Origin of the sequence: Actinoplanes utahensis, assembly GCF_016862455.1 — a bacterium.
Classification (GTDB): Bacteria; Actinomycetota; Actinomycetes; order Mycobacteriales; family Micromonosporaceae; genus Actinoplanes; species Actinoplanes utahensis.
In genome coordinates this window covers 1-15,057 of sequence record NZ_BOMZ01000001.1, presented here as the reverse complement: position 1 = coordinate 15,057, position 15,057 = coordinate 1, and the positions used below count along the sequence as shown (strand labels likewise).

Here is a 15,057-nt window from a genome sequence, read left to right as displayed (position 1 = left end):
GTACGCCGGGGCCGGCGATCCGCCGGTCCCGGCGAACGGTGCGCGCCCCGGATCACAGCCGCTTCTTGTCCCGGGGACGCCGGAACGCGGACCGGCTGTAGTACCGGACGACGTCGCCGTCGTGGTCCGCCTCGCTGCTGTAGTGCTTCAGGAAGTCCCACAGCAGCGGCGACTCCTCGGGCATGGTGTTGTGCGAGCGGTACAGGTTCCGGGACAGCTTGAGGACCGGGATCGCGGTGTCGTCGTCGTGCCACGTCCAGGTCTGGAAACGATCGTGCCGGCCGTGCCGTCTGCCCGTGACGGTGTCCACGTCGGCGAGTGTCAGCCCATGGGCGCGCAGGTGGTACCCCGCCCAGCTGTCGAGAGCGTTCTGCGTGCCGTCCCAGAGGTCGCCGGCCAGGAAGCCGAGGTCGCCGTACCCGTAGATCTGGTAGTTCGGGATCGGCCGGCCGCTGGCCGGGACCTGCACACCGTCGATGCCGACCGTGCCGGCGGCGTCCGGGGCGGTGGTGAACGACGTCGAGGCGACCGCGGCGAAGTACTCCGGGTAGGCGATCGCGAAGTTCTGGGTCACCGCGCTGCCGGCGGACTGCCCGGTGGAGTAGAACCTCGTCGGGTCGGCCCCGAACTCGTCGGTGACGAGCCGGCGCAGCTGCCGATAGAAGGCGTGCGAGTCGCGGTGGCTGACCGACACGGAGGTGGCGCTGTACTGCTCGCCGACGACCACGAGGATGCAGCCCTCGCGGTCGGCGACCCTCCACCATTGGGCGGCGTCGAAGAAGACCTTGGCGGTCTGGCTGTTGCCGGGCCAGACGAACACGACCGGCGCGCGGTCGCGCCACAGACGGCGGGCGGCGCGGGGAACGTAGACGAGGTATTCGCGGAGGGAACCCTCGACCATCATGGTGCGCACCTGTACGCCCATCTTCGCGTAGTCGGCGCGCTCGAAGAGCTGGTTGCCGTACGCGAAGAAGTTCTCGTACCGGGTGTACCGGGTGAGGAACTCGACGATGTGGTGGGTGCTCATCGGACGCTGTTGCACCGCCACCTGCGAGATCGGCCCGGCGTACGATGTCATCCACCGGCGGGAGCCGTGGCGCTGGCGATACACGGCGCCGAGCGTCCGCTCCTGCCGGGTGCGGTTCTCGGTGTCGTTGGCCCGCATCCAGTAGGACAGGCTCGCGCCTATCCGGTGCCGATCGGGACGGATGTACCAGGTGGGCAGGACCGTCTCGTCGTACCGGATCAGGTCGAAGCCCTCGGGGAACTCGACCGGGGTGTAGGCGCCTTCGGTCTCGCCGCCGAACTCCCGGCCGGCGTAGGAGTTCAGATGGTCAGCGCTCAGGCCCGGCGAGTCGACGTACACCTGGCTGATGACGCGCAAGGGGTGCGCGACCGCCCAGGCCTCCAGGGCAGCCGCGCCGGTGCCGTAGCCGACGAGGTAGTGCAGGCCGAAGATGGAGAAGTACCGGTTGTTCTGGAAGAACGCCATCGCGGCCTCGACGTGGGCCGCCTCCTCCGTGGCGGCGCCCCACCCGCCCGGACCGGGCTCCAGGACGAACAGACCCTCCTCGCGCTGGTCGGCGATGCCGGCCCAGCCCGCTCGCCGGAGGAAGTCGCCCGTCTCCACGTCGTCGGGAACGGCGATCACCGTGTAGTAGGAGCGGATCGGCGTCTCGGGTGAGATGTACACCTTCGCGCTACGGGTGGTGCCCGCGACGTCGAAGGACTTCGTCCAGTAGCCGGTCATCTCCCGCGGCAGCCTGCTGGCACGGGAGTAGTCGTATGCCGGGAACGGGCGGCCGTCCAGCGGTCGTGGTTCCCCGAGTGTTCCCGGGATTCGCCAGGCCGGGCCCGCGCCGGACGCCGGCAGGGCGGTGGCCTGGCTCGCCAGGGTCGCGGTCACCGCGAGGCCGGCCGTTCCCCGAAGCAGGCGGCGCCGATCGATCGTACTCATGACGATGGTCCTTTCGCCGGTGACGGCTGGTGGGACATGGGCTGCTCGGGACGGGGGGCCAGCTCGGCGAGGCGGGTGTCGCCGCCTCGCCGAGCCCTCACCGGGTTCTACTTGCGGATCCGGACCGTCGCCGTCGAGGTGAGCTGTCTCTGGTCGCCGGCGTGCCGGAAGTTCGCCACCAGCGTCAACGGCACCGCGTCGCCCGCGGGCACGTTGTTGTCGAGGTCGGCCCGGTCGAACGTCACGATCAACGTGCGGCCGGCGGTCGTCGCATGCGTGGCCTTGACGGGGGAGCGCGACAGCGGCGTCCGCAGCTCGACGTCACCGTCGAGCCGGTGTCCGGCCGGAAGGGTCAGCGTCGCCGTCACCGGACCGCGGACCCCGGTGAAGATCCCGGTCCGTGAGCCGAGGTCGATGGTGGAGGGGACGAATCGCAACGCGCCCGGCAGGTCCCGCGGTGTCGCGTACACCTCGATCTTGCCGGTCGGCCGCGGGTCGGTGCAGTCGTTGAAGTAGTACTCGCCGGCGCGGTCGAACGTGAACTCGAAGCGTTCCCCGGGATTCAGCCGAGGGTTGAACAGCCCCTCGAAGAACTGGGTCGCGCAGTGCGGCAGCTGGTTGGGGAAGTTCGGGAAGGTCTCCGCTCCCGGGTTCAGGAACGTCACGGTGGTCCCGACCGGCACCCGCAGGTGAGTCGGGTTCATGCCCGCCTGGGAGGTGCTGTCGCGTGCCGCGGCGGTGTCCGCCGTGCGGTTCTGCCGGCCCAGGTAGACGGTGTCGTTCACCGTCGATCCCTCGACCGGAGTGCCCTGAACGGGACGGCGGATCGTCAGCGGAGCGGTGTCCGGCCCCTCCTGGCTGCCCGACTCGGTGGTGTAGGCGCCGCCGAGCTTGAACGCCCACAGCGAGTCACCCTGCGTCACCGAGCCGCCGTACGGGTTCGTCGATCCGGCGGCGAGAACGGCGACGTACTGTTCGCCGTCGACCATGTAGGTGATCGGTGCGCCGGCGATCCCGGAGCCGGTCTGGAAATCCCACAGGACGTCGCCGTCGCGGGCGTCCATCGCCAGGAGGCGGCCGTCGATCTGGCCGGCGAACAGCAGGTCGGTCGCGGTCGTCAGCGGGCCCTGACCGTGCGACATGTCGGTGCCGAGGTGGTTGCGCCACCGCACCTTGCCGGTCGAGGCGTCATAGGCGAGGATCCCGCCGGTCTGGTACTGGCCGATCGCCCGCTGCCCGTTGGCCGCGGCGCCGTTCCAGTGCGCCACCGGGTTGGCGCCGTACGGGTAGTAGACCAGGTTCGTGCTGTGGCTGTAGGAGTTGTTCGACCAGTCGCCGCCGCCGTTCTGGCTGGTGGTCGAGAGGATCGGCAGGTTCCACTGCGGGTCGTACATGCAGCCGCGCCGGTGGTCCGTGGGGGAGCCCTGCGGGTAGGTCAGGAACGGCTCGTCCGCCTTGACGTAGCTGTCCGGGTCGAAGACCAGGTCGCCGTCCGCGTCGGCCTGGTAGCCGTTGTAGTTCGGCACGGCCCGCCACGGGTCTCCCGGGACGGTACGTGGATCCAGCTTCTGCCAGACGACGCACTCGGGCAGCAGGCGCTCGGCGGGGAAGGGCTGGGTCGCGGCGTTGTGCTGCCGGGAGTCCACGATCATCGGCTTGTCGGCGACCGGGAGCACGGGCTTGCCGGTGGCCCGGTCGAGCACGAACTGGTGTCCCGACTTGCTGCCGTAGAACACGACCTTGCGCTTCTGGCCCTTGATCCTGATGTCGGCCAGGGTCGGCGGATGGACGTTGTCCATGTCCCACACGTCATGCCGGATCGACTGGTAGTGCCACCGGTAGGCGCCGGTCTTCAGGTCCACCGCGACCATCGTGGTGGAGAACAGGTTGTCACCCGGGCGCAACGAGCCGTCCTGCGAACTGCGGCAGCTGCGCGGGTTGCCGAAGGTCATGTAGTAGAGACCGAGGCCGGGGTCGACCGCGCCGTGCATCCACGGCGTCGCGCCGCCCTCGAGGTTGCACTGCGTCCCGTCGGGCAGCACGGGCCCCCAGGTCGCGCCGGCGTCGACGGAGTCGCCGTTGACGTCGGTGTAGACGGTGCCGCGGTCCGGCCCGCCGAAGACGTGCCACAGGTGGCCGCCGTCGGCGGCGCGGACCGCGACGACCGCGGCGCGGTCGCCGTTGGCGGCGTGGGCATAGACCACACCGTCGTGGTAGACCGTCGCGACCCGGTCGAGGTTGCCCAGGTCGACGCCGGCCTGGACGGCCGGTTGCACGACCCAGACCTGTTCGCCGGTGTCCTTGTCGAGGGCGACGATGCGGTCGCCGTCGGCGAGGGTGTAGACCTTGCCCTGGCCGATGGAGACGCCACGTCGCGTGTCCGCGGTCGCGAAGCCCTCCGGCGCCCACTTCCATCGGGGGGCTCCGGTCCTGCCGTCGACGGCGATCACCTCACCGCCGGGCGTGTCGAGGTAGATGACCCCGTCGGCGACGATGGGCGTCGTCTGCTGGCCGACGTCGTCGCTGGCCGGCGCCACCGCCGAGACATGGGTGCGCCAGACCGGGCCGAGCCTGTCGATGTTGCGCTGCGAGATCTGCCGCAGCCCCGAGTAGTGCTGGTTCGCGAGGTTCCCGCCGACGGTCGGCATGTCCGCCCCCGTCGGCTCCAGACCGGGTGGTTCGGCCTGCTGCACGCCGTGGGGGCCCGACGCGACGGCGGTCGAGGGCCCGACGGCGACAGCGACGGCGAACAGGATCGGTGCGAGTGTTCCCGGTTTCATCGATCGTCCTTCGCTGTGGCTACTTGCGCTTGGCCGGTGTGCAGAACGGTTCGAGACCCATGGCGGACTTGATGCCGTGCTTCAGATGTGCCTGGAACTCGGCTGCGCCGGGGAAGGTGGAGTTCTCCTGGAAGGCGGCGCCCTCGTGCCCGAGCGTGGTGACCCAGGACCGGCCGCCGTCGTAGTACTGACACCAGGTGACGGGATGGAAGTCGCCGTGTCCGGGGTGCGACCCCTCCCCGCCCGCGCCGTCGGCCAGCGTCCGCTCGTCGACGGTGGCGAGGAAGTTCACGCCGGTCGGGAACGGGACGAGGTTGTACCACTCGTCGGAGAATCTCCAGCGTCGCGGAAGGTCCCTGGTCGACACGTCCCGGTCGTTGACGACGACGACATCACCGGGCTGGCTGCGGCCGTGGTTGTAATAGTTGGCGTTGCCGAGCAGGCCCTCGTACCACTGCCAGCCGTACTCCGTGCCGAAGGCGTTGTGGACGCCGACGAAACCACCACCGCCCTGAACGTATTTGCGCAGCGACTCCCGGGCCCAGTCGAGACGGGTGCCGCCCGTCGCACCGCGCGCGTGGTTCCACAGCGTGTCGCGGGTCGGGCTCATGAAGATCACGGCCCGGTAGCCGGCGTTCAGCCGCTCCATCGCCTGGACGTCCTCGGTGACGTGCACCTCGATGCCGTCGGCCTCGAGCATCCGCACCAGACCGGCCTGCGCCACGTTGGAGCCGTCCAGCGGGCGCGGCCAGGCAGCCGGGTCGCTGTGGTCGTGCGTGATCACGTAAGGGCGGGGAAGCGCGGCGCCTTGGACGCTCGGGTTGTCGGGATCCAGGACCCGGCCGAGGTTCGCGTGCCGCGGTCCCGCCGTCCGCGAGTACACCAGCACCTTGTTGTCGCGCTCGGTGCCCCAGTCGTGGTAGCAGCCCGGGTCCACTCCACGGCACACGCCGTAGACCGGATCGATGCCGGCCGGCCGGCCCTGATGCTCCTTCGGGGAACCCGTGATCTGCTCCTTCGGAGAACCCGTGATCGCGAGAGCTGACGCGGGCACGAGGATCGCGAGCGCCGCGAGGGGCGCCATCATCTTGAGCCAGTTGGCGTTCACGCCGGGAGTCCCCGGCCGGGGCTGGATTCCGGTTGCATGCGATCTCGTCCCCTCGTCGATGCCACACCGATCGATCGATATGCGTCCTGACGGCGCTGCCGTTGCGGACCGGGGCCCTGGTCCACCTGGCGGTGTTCAAGTACCGCTGCGCAGACCATAGTGGCGCGTGGGCTGCGTCACAAGGCGTGGCTGAGGAGTGGGCGGCATCGAAGACCTTCGTTGTCACCCTCTGGGTTATCCGGCGCGCGCCCCTTCCTCGCGTCGGCTCGATCGGCTATAACTAACCAACCGGTACATTGCTTCGGTCCGAAAAGACCGCCAGGCGGACCAACCCTGATTCATGCCGTACGGGAAGGCGAAAGCTCTCGGCGATGTGGACCGCGGCGCCTTGGCTCGCGGACCCACCTCGTCTTCGTCGTCCTCATCGTCGTCGCACGCCGGGGGACTGCTCACACCATCGGCGACCCACCGCTCTACCTCGGCTTCCGGAATGCGGCCGGGCTGTCCCCGGAGTCCGACCCGGGGGAAGGAGCCCGGGAGCCTGGTCGTGGGGCAGTGGCCGGGGTGGCCCGGAGCCTGAAGTCGGTTGTGGCCTCGGATCCGACGGTGGGCCGGGAAGGCGATCCGGATATCGGAGGAACGGGCGCGGGCGGCCGGATAGCGAGGTGGTCGCCGGTGGGGTGGGTTCTGGGGTTCGGGGGACTCGCCTTCTGTGTGCTGCTCGCGGAGGGGAGCGCCAACGAGTGGGCGGCCGTCTACCTGCGGGAACTCGGCGCGAGTGAAGCGCTCGCCGCGGCGGGGGTCGCGCTCTTCCTCGGGGCGATGACCGTGGGCCGGCTGGCCGGGGACCACATCCGGCAGCGGGTCGGGGCGGCCCCGCTCGTCCGGTGTGCGGCTCTGCTCGCGGCCTCCGGTCTCGGGCTCGCTCTGGCGGTCCGGCATCCGTTCGCGGGACTGGCCGGGTACGTGCTGCTCGGTCTCGGGCTGTCGGTGATCTTCCCGGTGATGCTCGGGGAGGCCGCCCACCGGGCCGGCGCCGAGGGCGGCTCCCCGGCGGGGACGGTCGCCCGGATCTGCACCATCGCGTACCTCGGCAGCTTTCTCGGACCCGGGCTCATCGGTGTGCTGGCGACCGCCGCCGACCTTCGGACCGCCCTTCTCCTGCCGGTCGCCACCATGATCGTCGCGGCGGCCGGGGCCGGCCTCCTCCGGCGGCGCGCGGCTCGGATCGTACCGCTGCGGGGGTGATCGTCCGCGGTCTCGTCACTGACGGCGTCCGCATGTGAAGGTTCGTCATATCGGCGTTCACAACAGGGAGACACGATGGGGGGCATGACCACCGGCATCATTCCCGAGGAGCACCGCGATCTGCTGGAGCGGCCGCTGATCGCTGATCTGGCGACGGTTCGGGAGGACGGGACACCGCAGGTCAATCCGATGTGGTTCGCGTGGGACGGCGAGTTCCTCTCCCGGTGCGCCCCGACTTCTTCCGCCTGGAGAACCCGGACCGCGAGGGCGCCTGACCCCGCTCCGCTTGCGGTCCGCGTCGCTGCTCTCACCCCATGCTCCGGTACGGGCCACGCACCGTCCCGTGCCTCGCGGCGGCCACGGCAGGCGTCCCCGCACGCCCACCGCGCGGGTGCGGCTCATGCATGCCCGTCCCGGTCACCCCCGGCCGGCTCTCACTGTTGTCTCGGGCGCTGCGAGGCAGCCCGCACGACCAGCCGGACAGAACCCGAACCGATCCGCTCCGCGCCCGGGTCCGCCGTACCACTACCGACCGGGCGGGTGCACCACACCCGCGTCGGTCTGCGGCGTCCCGCGAAGGCGGCCGCTGCCCCGCGCCGGGCAGCCGATGGGCCGGTGGGCGAAAGTGGCCTCCTCAGGCCCGTGGCGGCTGATCGCCGGACGACAGGACGGCCCAGCCGCGGGCGGGCAGCCGCAGGTCGGGGCCGTTGAGGGTGGCGGAGCCGGCCAGGACGGTACGGGCGTCGGCCGCGGGCAGGCCGGCCGGGGTGTCGTCGAGGTTCAGGGCGGTCAGGATGGCGCCCGTGCCGGTGGCGGTGCGGAGCACGATCCGGCGGTTCTCCAGGTGGACGACGTCGGTGTGGGCGCGAACCAGCCAGGGGTGCCGACGGCGTACCCCGATCAGGGTCTGATGGGTGTGGAAGAGGTCGCCGGGCGCCGGAGGGGCCGGGGGGAACTCGGGACGGACCGCGTCGTCGCCGCCGTGGCGGTGTTCCTTGACGCCGGTCCAGGCGTATTCGTCGCCGGCGTAGACGCTCGGCACCCCGGCGACGGTGAACAGCACGGCCATGGCGTGCGGCACGAAATCGGCGCCGATCGCGGAGGCGAGCCGGGTCACGTCGTGGTTGCCGGCGAACGTGGCCGGCACGAACGTGGCGAGCAGGTCGTTGTGGCGTTTGACGGCGTGTGCCAGCTCGAACAGGTTCCGGTCGGCGATGCCGTGCCAGAGACCCTGCCACAGCTCGTACTGGGTCACCGAATCCATCGTGGAGGCCTGGACGACGTCGGCGAAGTCACCGCGGATGACCTCGCCGGAGATCCACGCCTCGGGGTGGCGGGCGCGGACCCGGGGCAGAACCCCGGCCCAGAACGACGGCGGGACCGCGTAGGCGGCGTCGAGGCGCCAGCTGTCCACCCCGCGGTCCAGCCAGTGCAGCATCACGTCGGTGACCAGGTCGGCGACGGCGGGGGACGAGTGGTCGAGGGCGACGAGCGCGTCGTGGCCCTCGAACACGTCGGCTTCGACCGGGTCGCCGGGCCGCCAGCCGGACCAGTCGACGCGGAACATGCCGGCGGTGGGTGCGGCCGGGCCCTGCTCCTCGAGTGCGCGGAACGCGGGGTGCGTACGGCCGAGGTGGTTGAAGACCCCGTCCAGCTGCAGCCGGATGCCGCGCCGGCGGGCGGCGGCGACGAGCCGGTCGAAGTCGGCGTCGTCGCCGAGCCGCGGGTCGATGCGGAAGTGGTCCTCGGTGTCGTACCCGTGGGTCCGGGAGGCGAAGATCGGCCCGAGCGCGATCCCGTTGAGACCGAGTTCGACCACGTGATCCAGCCACGCCTCGATCCGGCCGAGCCGGTGGGTGATCTCGCCGACGGGTTCGGCGGGCCGCACCGGGGCGCCGGTGAACCCGAGCGGATAGAGATGCCACCAGATCACATGATCACGCCAGGAAGTCACGGGACGAGCATAGGCGGAGGTCGCGGCGGGGTCCGCCCTACGGGATGACCCGGATCCGCCGTGGGCCGTGCGCCCATAGAGTCTCGTGAATGCTGACCCGAATCGCTCAGATGGTGAGTGTCGTATTGACCGGTCTGCTCGCGGGCCTGTTCGCCGGCCGCTGGTTCGGCGCGCCCGCCTCCCGGCAGTACGAGGGTCCTGTCTTCACCGAGGTGCAGCAGCGGGTCGACGCGACGGTCGGCGCCTGGGCCCCCGGCCTGATCATGGGTGCGATCGTGGCGCTGGCGGTGACCCTGCTGCTGGTGCGCCGGCCGTTCGGCACCCGTTTCCTGCTGACCGCCGGAGCGCTCGTCCTCGTCGTCGCGCTCACCGTCTCCACGCAGATCGTCAACGTCCCGATCAACGAGGAGATCAACAGTTGGGTGGTCTCGTCACCGCCCGCGGACTGGGCCGAGTTCCGGGACCGCTGGGAGGCGTATCACACGCTGCGCACCGTCTTCGCCGTCCTGGCTCTGGTCCTGATCGCCGCCTCGGTCACGCTGACCCGCGATCCGCGCCTCGTCCACCAGCCGGTCGGAGCGGCCGCACGGTGAACAGGTCCCCCGGCCGGCACTGGAGGGCGTCGCAGAGGGCGGTCAGCGTGCTGAACCGGATCGCCCGGGCGTGGCCGTTCTTCAGGTTCGACAGGTTCGCCAGGGTGATCCCGACCCGGGCGGACAGTTCGGTCAGGGTCATCCCGCGATCGGCGAGCAACTTCTCGAGGTGGACGTCCACCCGGTGCTCCTCCTCCGGCGGCATCACACCACCCCGTCGAGGTCGGCCCGCATCGCCTGGCCGCGCCGCACGATCTCGCCGACCGCGAGCACCGCGATCCCGAAGAACAGCCAGGCCAGCGGGACGAGGAAGTCGACCACCGCGTACGTCCCGCCGAACCCGACCGTGGAACTCAGCGCGTACCGCGCCACCGACTCGGCCACCCACACCGCCGGCCCGCCGGTGATCAGCAGGATCCCGAGGGTGCGCAGCCGCATCGCCAGCGCCGACCGGAACGGATCATCGTGGCTCGCCTGCCGGACCGCCCGCCACAGCAGCGCCAGCACCACCGTGATCAGCGCGATCCGGGGCAGGGTCGCCGCCAGTTCGAGGGCACGTTGTGTCACGCTCGGTTCCTCGACGACCATGTCCAGCGACGACCCGAGGCGCACGCCGGGGGGAACGCCGGTCAGCGTCTCGGGCCGCACCGCCTCGCCGACCGCGATCGGCACCTCGATCGGCTGCCCCGACAGGGTCGCGACGGACGACGCCACCGCGCCGACACCGGCCGCCACCATGCCGAGCCCGAGCATGCCGCGCAACTCGTTCAACCAGTGCGCCATCACCCCTCCTTATCGATAATCAGTATATCGATAATCGATAAGAAGTCGATTGATGTCAACCCCGCTTCGTGCGCATCGCCTTGATCACCTTCAGGTCGCCGGCCTCCAGGTGGCCGCGATAGTCGGGCGAGTCGATCGCGCAGAGCGCGATCCTGCCCTCCGCGTCACAGATCAGCCCCCAGCCGTGCGTACGGGCCAACGGCGACGTGCGCAGACACGGCTGATCCTTGCTGAAGAACGCGGCACGCAGCTCCGCCTTCTCAGCGTCGTCGACATCGAGGCCCTGCCGCGCGAACCAGGACTCGAAGAGGACGTCCTCCTGGGTGTACGTGAACGGGTGCGTCGAGAGCATCTCGTACTGGATCTGCGCCACGGTGCGCCCCGGCCCCCGCCCCGCCGGCACCTTCCCGTGACCCACCTTGCAGTCCTCGGCCACCGCGATGAACGTGCTGATGTAGTTCATGCCGAAGCAGCGTATGGGGCGCCGTGCGGGGTGGGCCCCGAAGACCGCGCCTCGCTCCCGCGGCCGGAGGCGGACCGGCTGTCGGCCGTCCGGTCCATGTGGGGTGGGACCTTCGTCCCTGTCGGCCGGTTGGGATACCGTCGACGATGGGTCATCGACGGAGGTGGTTGCGGTGGCGTTCCTGCTCATCGTTCTGGCGATTCTGCTCACCGCCGCGGTGCTGCCGCTCTGGCGGCAGCCGCGGGACGCGCCGGAGCCGGAGGACGCCCGCGCGGAGCGCGGGCCGGAGCCGACAACCCTGGAAGGGGCGCTGGCGGCGCAGTTGATCAGCGGCGAGATCGGCGCCGCGCAGTACCGGGTCGCGGTCGCCCGGCTCGCCGCCCGCGACGAGGAGCGCAACCCGATGTCCGTGCCGGACGCGTGAGGCCGTGGCCGCCGGGCGTCCCGGCGGCCACGGCGCCCGTCACTTCGAGGCGGAGCCGGGCTCGGCCATCCGGCGGTGCATCTCGGCCTTGACCTTGTCCGGGGCCACCTTGCTGGCGACCGCCTGCGCCCGGGTCTTCACCGACCCGGCCAGGACCTTCTCCTTGCCGTCCAGCAGCGCCTTGATCGCCTGCTCGGCGACCTGCGCCGGATCGTCCTTGTCGCTCGCGCCGACCCGGGTGTCGTCCATGTCGGCCCGGTGGAAGAAGTTCGTGTCCGTCGGCCCCGGCATCAGCGAGGTCACGGTCACCCCGGTGTCCACCAGTTCGGCGCGCACCGCTTCGGCGAACGACTGCACGAACGACTTCGACGCGTTGTAGACCGCCTGATAGGTGCCGGGCATCATCGACGCGATGGAGGAGGTGATCAGGACGCGGCCGCGCTTGCGGGCGACCATCGGGGGAAGAGCGAGCTTCGCCAGGTGTACGGTCGACGTCACGTTCACATCGATCACGTTCAGTTCGTCGTCGAGCTTCGTGCCGCCGACGAAGTCGCCGCCGATGCCCCGGCCGGCGTTGAGGGCCAGCACGTCGATGTCGCGCCCGGTCGACGTGATCGCCGCCCAGGCCTGTTCCACACCCTCGCGCCGGGCCAGGTCCGCCCGGACCGCCGTCACCTGGTTCACGCCGTCGCGGCGCAGACCGGCCGCGGCCTCCTCGATGCCTTCGTCCTCGGCGATGACCAGCAGGTCGTAGCCGTGCTCGGCGAGCTGCCGGGCCAGCTCGTACCCGATGCCACTGGAAGCGCCGGTGATCACGGCGAACGGGTTCTCACTGTCAGTCGTCATACCGGATCGGGTGCCCACCGGGGCGGCGGTTAATCATCGGCGCCCACCGCGGGCCGATCGGCCACTTCCCTCCCGGGCCCGGCCCGCCTAGTGTCCACATAGCTCGATCGACGGGTGTGACAGGCGCCGAGGAGATTCCGTGTTCTTGCGACGTCCCTCCATCTACGCGGGCCCGGTGGTCGCGACCCTGGCGGCGGCGGTGCTCGTGCCCCAGGTCGGCTCGGCCGCGACGACCCCACCGCCGGCGCGGACCGGCGCCGCCTCCGTGGGTTCGGGCGCCGCCGGCGTCGACACCTCGGGGCCGTACGGGTCGATGCGCCGCACCGGTTCCGCGGCGGTGGCGCTGACCTTCGACGACGGTCCGGACCCCAAGGTCACACCGCAGTTGCTGGACCTGCTCAAGCAGCAGAGGGTCAAGGCGACGTTCTGCCTCACCGGCTGGCGGGCGCGCGACCATCCCGCCATCGTCCGCCGGATCGCCGCCGAGGGGCACACCCTCTGCAACCACTCCTGGCAGCATCTGGAGGATCTCGGCAAGCGCGACGTGGCGACGATCCGTAAGGATCTGGAGGCGACGACCCGGTCGATCCAGCGGGCCGTACCGGGCGTTCCGGTCCAGTACTTCCGGGCGCCGTACGGCAACTTCACCGCGCGGCTCAACGCGACAGCCCGGGAATCCGGCATGACCCCGCTGTCGTGGAACGTCGACGACCAGTCCTGGATGAGCAAGGAGTACGGCAAGGGCAGCGCGATGGTCCAGCACATCGTCGGCGTCGTGCAGAAGAACACCCGCCAGGGTTCGATCGTGCTGGGTCACGACATGGCGAAACCCTGGACGGTCACCGCGTACCGCACCCTGTTGCCCTGGTTGAGGCAGCGTTTCCAGCTGATCCCGTTGCCCGTGCACACGATCCGGGTGCCGAGCGCCCTCGCCGAACGGTTGCGGGCGAGGAAGCCTGTTCGGCCGGCGAATGGTTGACCGCCTTCTCACCGCGAACACATCCGGAGAAGTAGCCATTCGTTGATGACGTCACCCACGTGGGCGGCGAATTCTTCGTCGAGAAGCGGCGACGATTCCCGGGATGGCCCCGATCCGCACCCCTGGATTCTGACGGTCGTCGCAACACCTGACCCGCTCAGGAGTCGCCGTGCCCGACCCCCGTCGTCCGCGTAAGCCACCGGGTGCCGGTCCGGAACAAGCGAAACGTGATCACTACCTTCGCCTCATGGCACAGGGTATGAACAACTCGGCGGCATGCCGGGAAGTCGGGATCAACCGACGTACCGGCACCCGCTGGCGATACGGCCGGAACATCACCGGCTCGGACGGCGAATCCCGGGTCTACCCGCCGATCGCTGCGCCGAAGCGGGCTGTCTCGGCCCGCTACCTGTCCGAGGGCGAGCGGATCACCATCAGCGCCGCCGCAGCCGCGAACAGCGGACACCGCGGTTCACCGACCGCTCCAAGAGCATTCACGACGGGCCCGCCACCGCCGACGACCGCGCCTTACCCGGTCACTGGGAAGCGGTCACTGGGAAGGCGACCTGATCATGGGTGCCCACAACCGGACCGCCATCGGCACCCTGGTCGAGCGCACCACCCGCTACGTCCTCCTCGTCCGCCTACCACAGGGCCGCAACGCCGCACATCTCCGCCACCGGCTCATCACCATGTTCTCGACCCCTCCGGCAGGACTGCGACAGTCCCTGGCCTGGGACCAGGGCGTCGAAATGGCCGGCATGCCGAGTTCACCGCAGCCACCAGCACACCGGTCTACTTCTGCGACCCGGCCGGCCCCTGGCAACGCGGCGCCAACGAAAACACCAACGGCCTGCTCCGCCAGTACTTCCCCGAGCGCAGCGACCTCAGCCTGCACACCGCCGAAGACCTGACCGCAGTGCCCACCGAACTCAACAACCGCCCCCGCAAGATCCTCGGCTGGGACACCCCCGCTCAGCGGTTCACCCGCCTGCTCGCAGAAGCCGCATGATCACACTTACTGACTGATCTGCCGATGAGCGGTCGCCGTTACGACGTGAGGGTCCCGCGCTCCGACGGATGCAGATGTTGGACGAAGTAGGACCGGGTGGAAGGGAGGCGCCCCGCTGATCGAGGGACATCTGAAAGTGCACGACCGAACTACGATGAGCGCCGGCGCGGTGTTGATCATCAGACGCATTCTCCCTCACGCGTGAATCTGGAGGCATCGTGAAGCTCTTGCTCACGTCCGGCGGCGTCACGAACCCGAGCATCCACTCGGCGCTCGTACAGCTGCTCGGCAAGCCGATCGAGGAGTGCCACGCCCTCTGCGTCCCGACAGCACAGTGGGGTCATCCGATGTGCGGTCCTGCATCGGTGCGGGGGCTCGTGGCCGCCGAGCGCGAGTCTGACTGGCAGTACCTGTCTGGCCTGGGCTGGGCGTCGCTCGGTGTCCTCGAGCTCACGGCACTGCCCAGCATCGGTGCGCAGCGATGGGTCCCCTGGGTCCGGAAGGCCGACGTGCTTCTGGTCGACGGAGGCGACGCGACATACCTGTGCCATTGGATGCGCGAGTCCGGGCTCGCCGATCTGCTGCCTTCGCTGCCCGACAAGGTCTGGGTGGGAGTGAGCGCCGGCAGCATGGTGATGACGCCCCGGATCGGGGACTACTTCGTCGAGTGGCCGTCCGCGCCCGACGACCGCACCCTGGGAGTTGTCGACTTCTCGATCTTCCCGCACCTGAACCTCTTCCCGACGAACACCATGGCCGACGCGCAGCGATGGGCCGCCGACATCGGCGGCCCGGCCTATGCCATCGACGAACAGACGGCCATCAAGGTCGTGGACGGCTCCGTCGAGGTGGTCTCCGAAGGGCAGTGGACGAAGTTCGGGTGATGGTCGCCGGGCGACTATCCGGATCT

General features: G+C 70.2%; 14 protein-coding genes and 1 pseudogene. 7 read left to right on the top strand and 8 right to left on the bottom strand.

Features of this window, described 5'->3' with window-relative positions:
* Positions 1-52: 52 nt before the first annotated feature.
* From Aut01nite_RS00075 to Aut01nite_RS00065, 3 genes are all read right to left on the bottom strand, one after another.
* The gene (locus tag Aut01nite_RS00075) at positions 53-1,957 is read right to left on the bottom strand and encodes an alpha/beta hydrolase family protein (RefSeq protein ID WP_043528060.1); all 1,905 of its coding nucleotides are present in this window, start codon (positions 1,955-1,957) and stop codon (positions 53-55) included.
* A gap of 107 nt (positions 1,958-2,064) precedes the next feature.
* A complete protein-coding gene (locus Aut01nite_RS00070; protein ID WP_052164064.1) occupies positions 2,065-4,737 on the bottom strand; it encodes an outer membrane protein assembly factor BamB family protein in 2,673 nt (890 codons plus the stop codon).
* A 19-nt stretch (positions 4,738-4,756) separates the two neighbouring features.
* On the bottom strand, positions 4,757-5,845 hold the full coding sequence (locus Aut01nite_RS00065; protein WP_236642889.1) for a ThuA domain-containing protein: 1,089 nt from the start codon (positions 5,843-5,845) through the stop codon (positions 4,757-4,759).
* A 675-nt stretch (positions 5,846-6,520) separates the two neighbouring features.
* Between Aut01nite_RS00065 and Aut01nite_RS00060 the strand changes: the two genes are divergently transcribed.
* Both Aut01nite_RS00060 and Aut01nite_RS44695 read left to right on the top strand, forming a co-directional pair.
* The gene (locus Aut01nite_RS00060) at positions 6,521-7,093 is read left to right on the top strand and encodes an MFS transporter (protein ID WP_052164063.1); all 573 of its coding nucleotides are present in this window, start codon (positions 6,521-6,523) and stop codon (positions 7,091-7,093) included.
* Between the two features lie 75 nt (positions 7,094-7,168).
* On the top strand, positions 7,169-7,804 hold the full coding sequence (locus tag Aut01nite_RS44695) for a pyridoxamine 5'-phosphate oxidase family protein (protein ID WP_373871422.1): 636 nt from the start codon (positions 7,169-7,171) through the stop codon (positions 7,802-7,804).
* On the opposite strand, the gene Aut01nite_RS00050 is transcribed toward Aut01nite_RS44695, so the two are convergent.
* Complete coding sequence (locus Aut01nite_RS00050) at positions 7,728-9,047, bottom strand: alpha-amylase family protein (protein WP_043528059.1); 1,320 nt, start codon at positions 9,045-9,047, stop codon at positions 7,728-7,730. The genes Aut01nite_RS44695 and Aut01nite_RS00050 overlap by 77 nt on opposite strands.
* 89 nt (positions 9,048-9,136) lie before the next feature.
* On the opposite strand from Aut01nite_RS00050, the gene Aut01nite_RS00045 reads away from it, so the two are divergent.
* Entirely contained in the window at positions 9,137-9,640 is a 504-nt protein-coding gene (locus Aut01nite_RS00045; RefSeq protein ID WP_052164062.1) for an anthrone oxygenase family protein, read from the top strand.
* On the opposite strand, the gene Aut01nite_RS00040 is transcribed toward Aut01nite_RS00045, so the two are convergent.
* Genes Aut01nite_RS00040 through Aut01nite_RS00030 form a run of 3 tightly spaced genes read right to left on the bottom strand, consistent with a single transcriptional unit; the run spans position 9,582 to position 10,886 of the window.
* Entirely contained in the window at positions 9,582-9,821 is a 240-nt protein-coding gene (locus tag Aut01nite_RS00040) for a helix-turn-helix domain-containing protein (RefSeq protein WP_425551452.1), read from the bottom strand. The two genes, Aut01nite_RS00045 and Aut01nite_RS00040, sit on opposite strands and share 59 nt — an antisense overlap.
* 23 nt (positions 9,822-9,844) lie before the next feature.
* The gene (locus Aut01nite_RS00035; RefSeq protein ID WP_043528055.1) at positions 9,845-10,423 is read right to left on the bottom strand and encodes a DUF2975 domain-containing protein; all 579 of its coding nucleotides are present in this window, start codon (positions 10,421-10,423) and stop codon (positions 9,845-9,847) included.
* 55 nt (positions 10,424-10,478) lie between these two features.
* Positions 10,479-10,886 (bottom strand): DUF6157 family protein, encoded by a 408-nt coding sequence (locus Aut01nite_RS00030; RefSeq protein ID WP_043528054.1) that lies wholly within the window; start codon positions 10,884-10,886, stop codon positions 10,479-10,481.
* Positions 10,887-11,058: 172 nt separating this feature from the next.
* On the opposite strand from Aut01nite_RS00030, the gene Aut01nite_RS00025 reads away from it, so the two are divergent.
* Entirely contained in the window at positions 11,059-11,310 is a 252-nt protein-coding gene (locus Aut01nite_RS00025; RefSeq protein WP_052164061.1) for a hypothetical protein, read from the top strand.
* Positions 11,311-11,349: 39 nt separating this feature from the next.
* Here the strand turns inward: Aut01nite_RS00025 and Aut01nite_RS00020 are convergent, their stop codons facing one another.
* Entirely contained in the window at positions 11,350-12,156 is an 807-nt protein-coding gene (locus tag Aut01nite_RS00020; protein ID WP_043528051.1) for an SDR family NAD(P)-dependent oxidoreductase, read from the bottom strand.
* A gap of 139 nt (positions 12,157-12,295) precedes the next feature.
* Between Aut01nite_RS00020 and Aut01nite_RS00015 the strand changes: the two genes are divergently transcribed.
* From Aut01nite_RS00015 to Aut01nite_RS00005, 3 genes and pseudogenes are all read left to right on the top strand, one after another.
* Positions 12,296-13,135 (top strand): polysaccharide deacetylase family protein, encoded by an 840-nt coding sequence (locus Aut01nite_RS00015; RefSeq protein WP_063958809.1) that lies wholly within the window; start codon positions 12,296-12,298, stop codon positions 13,133-13,135.
* Between the two features lie 417 nt (positions 13,136-13,552).
* Positions 13,553-14,147 (top strand): annotated as a pseudogene (locus Aut01nite_RS00010) (IS30 family transposase); the annotation flags it as partial.
* 218 nt (positions 14,148-14,365) lie between these two features.
* The gene (locus Aut01nite_RS00005) at positions 14,366-15,031 is read left to right on the top strand and encodes a Type 1 glutamine amidotransferase-like domain-containing protein (protein ID WP_043528049.1); all 666 of its coding nucleotides are present in this window, start codon (positions 14,366-14,368) and stop codon (positions 15,029-15,031) included.
* The last annotated feature ends 26 nt before the right edge of the window (positions 15,032-15,057 follow it).

What these genes read in the sequence shown, in the direction of transcription:
- Aut01nite_RS00075 (WP_043528060.1), bottom strand. Translation starts at nt 1,957, where the DNA reads ATGAGTACGATCGATCGGCGCCGCCTGCTTCGGGGAACGGCCGGCCTC.
- Aut01nite_RS00070 (WP_052164064.1), bottom strand. Translation starts at nt 4,737, where the DNA reads ATGAAACCGGGAACACTCGCACCGATCCTGTTCGCCGTCGCTGTCGCC.
- Aut01nite_RS44695 (WP_373871422.1), top strand. Translation starts at nt 7,169, where the DNA reads ATGGGGGGCATGACCACCGGCATCATTCCCGAGGAGCACCGCGATCTG.
- Aut01nite_RS00045 (WP_052164062.1), top strand. Translation starts at nt 9,137, where the DNA reads ATGCTGACCCGAATCGCTCAGATGGTGAGTGTCGTATTGACCGGTCTG.
- Aut01nite_RS00035 (WP_043528055.1), bottom strand. Translation starts at nt 10,423, where the DNA reads ATGGCGCACTGGTTGAACGAGTTGCGCGGCATGCTCGGGCTCGGCATG.
- Aut01nite_RS00030 (WP_043528054.1), bottom strand. Translation starts at nt 10,886, where the DNA reads ATGAACTACATCAGCACGTTCATCGCGGTGGCCGAGGACTGCAAGGTG.
- Aut01nite_RS00020 (WP_043528051.1), bottom strand. Translation starts at nt 12,156, where the DNA reads ATGACGACTGACAGTGAGAACCCGTTCGCCGTGATCACCGGCGCTTCC.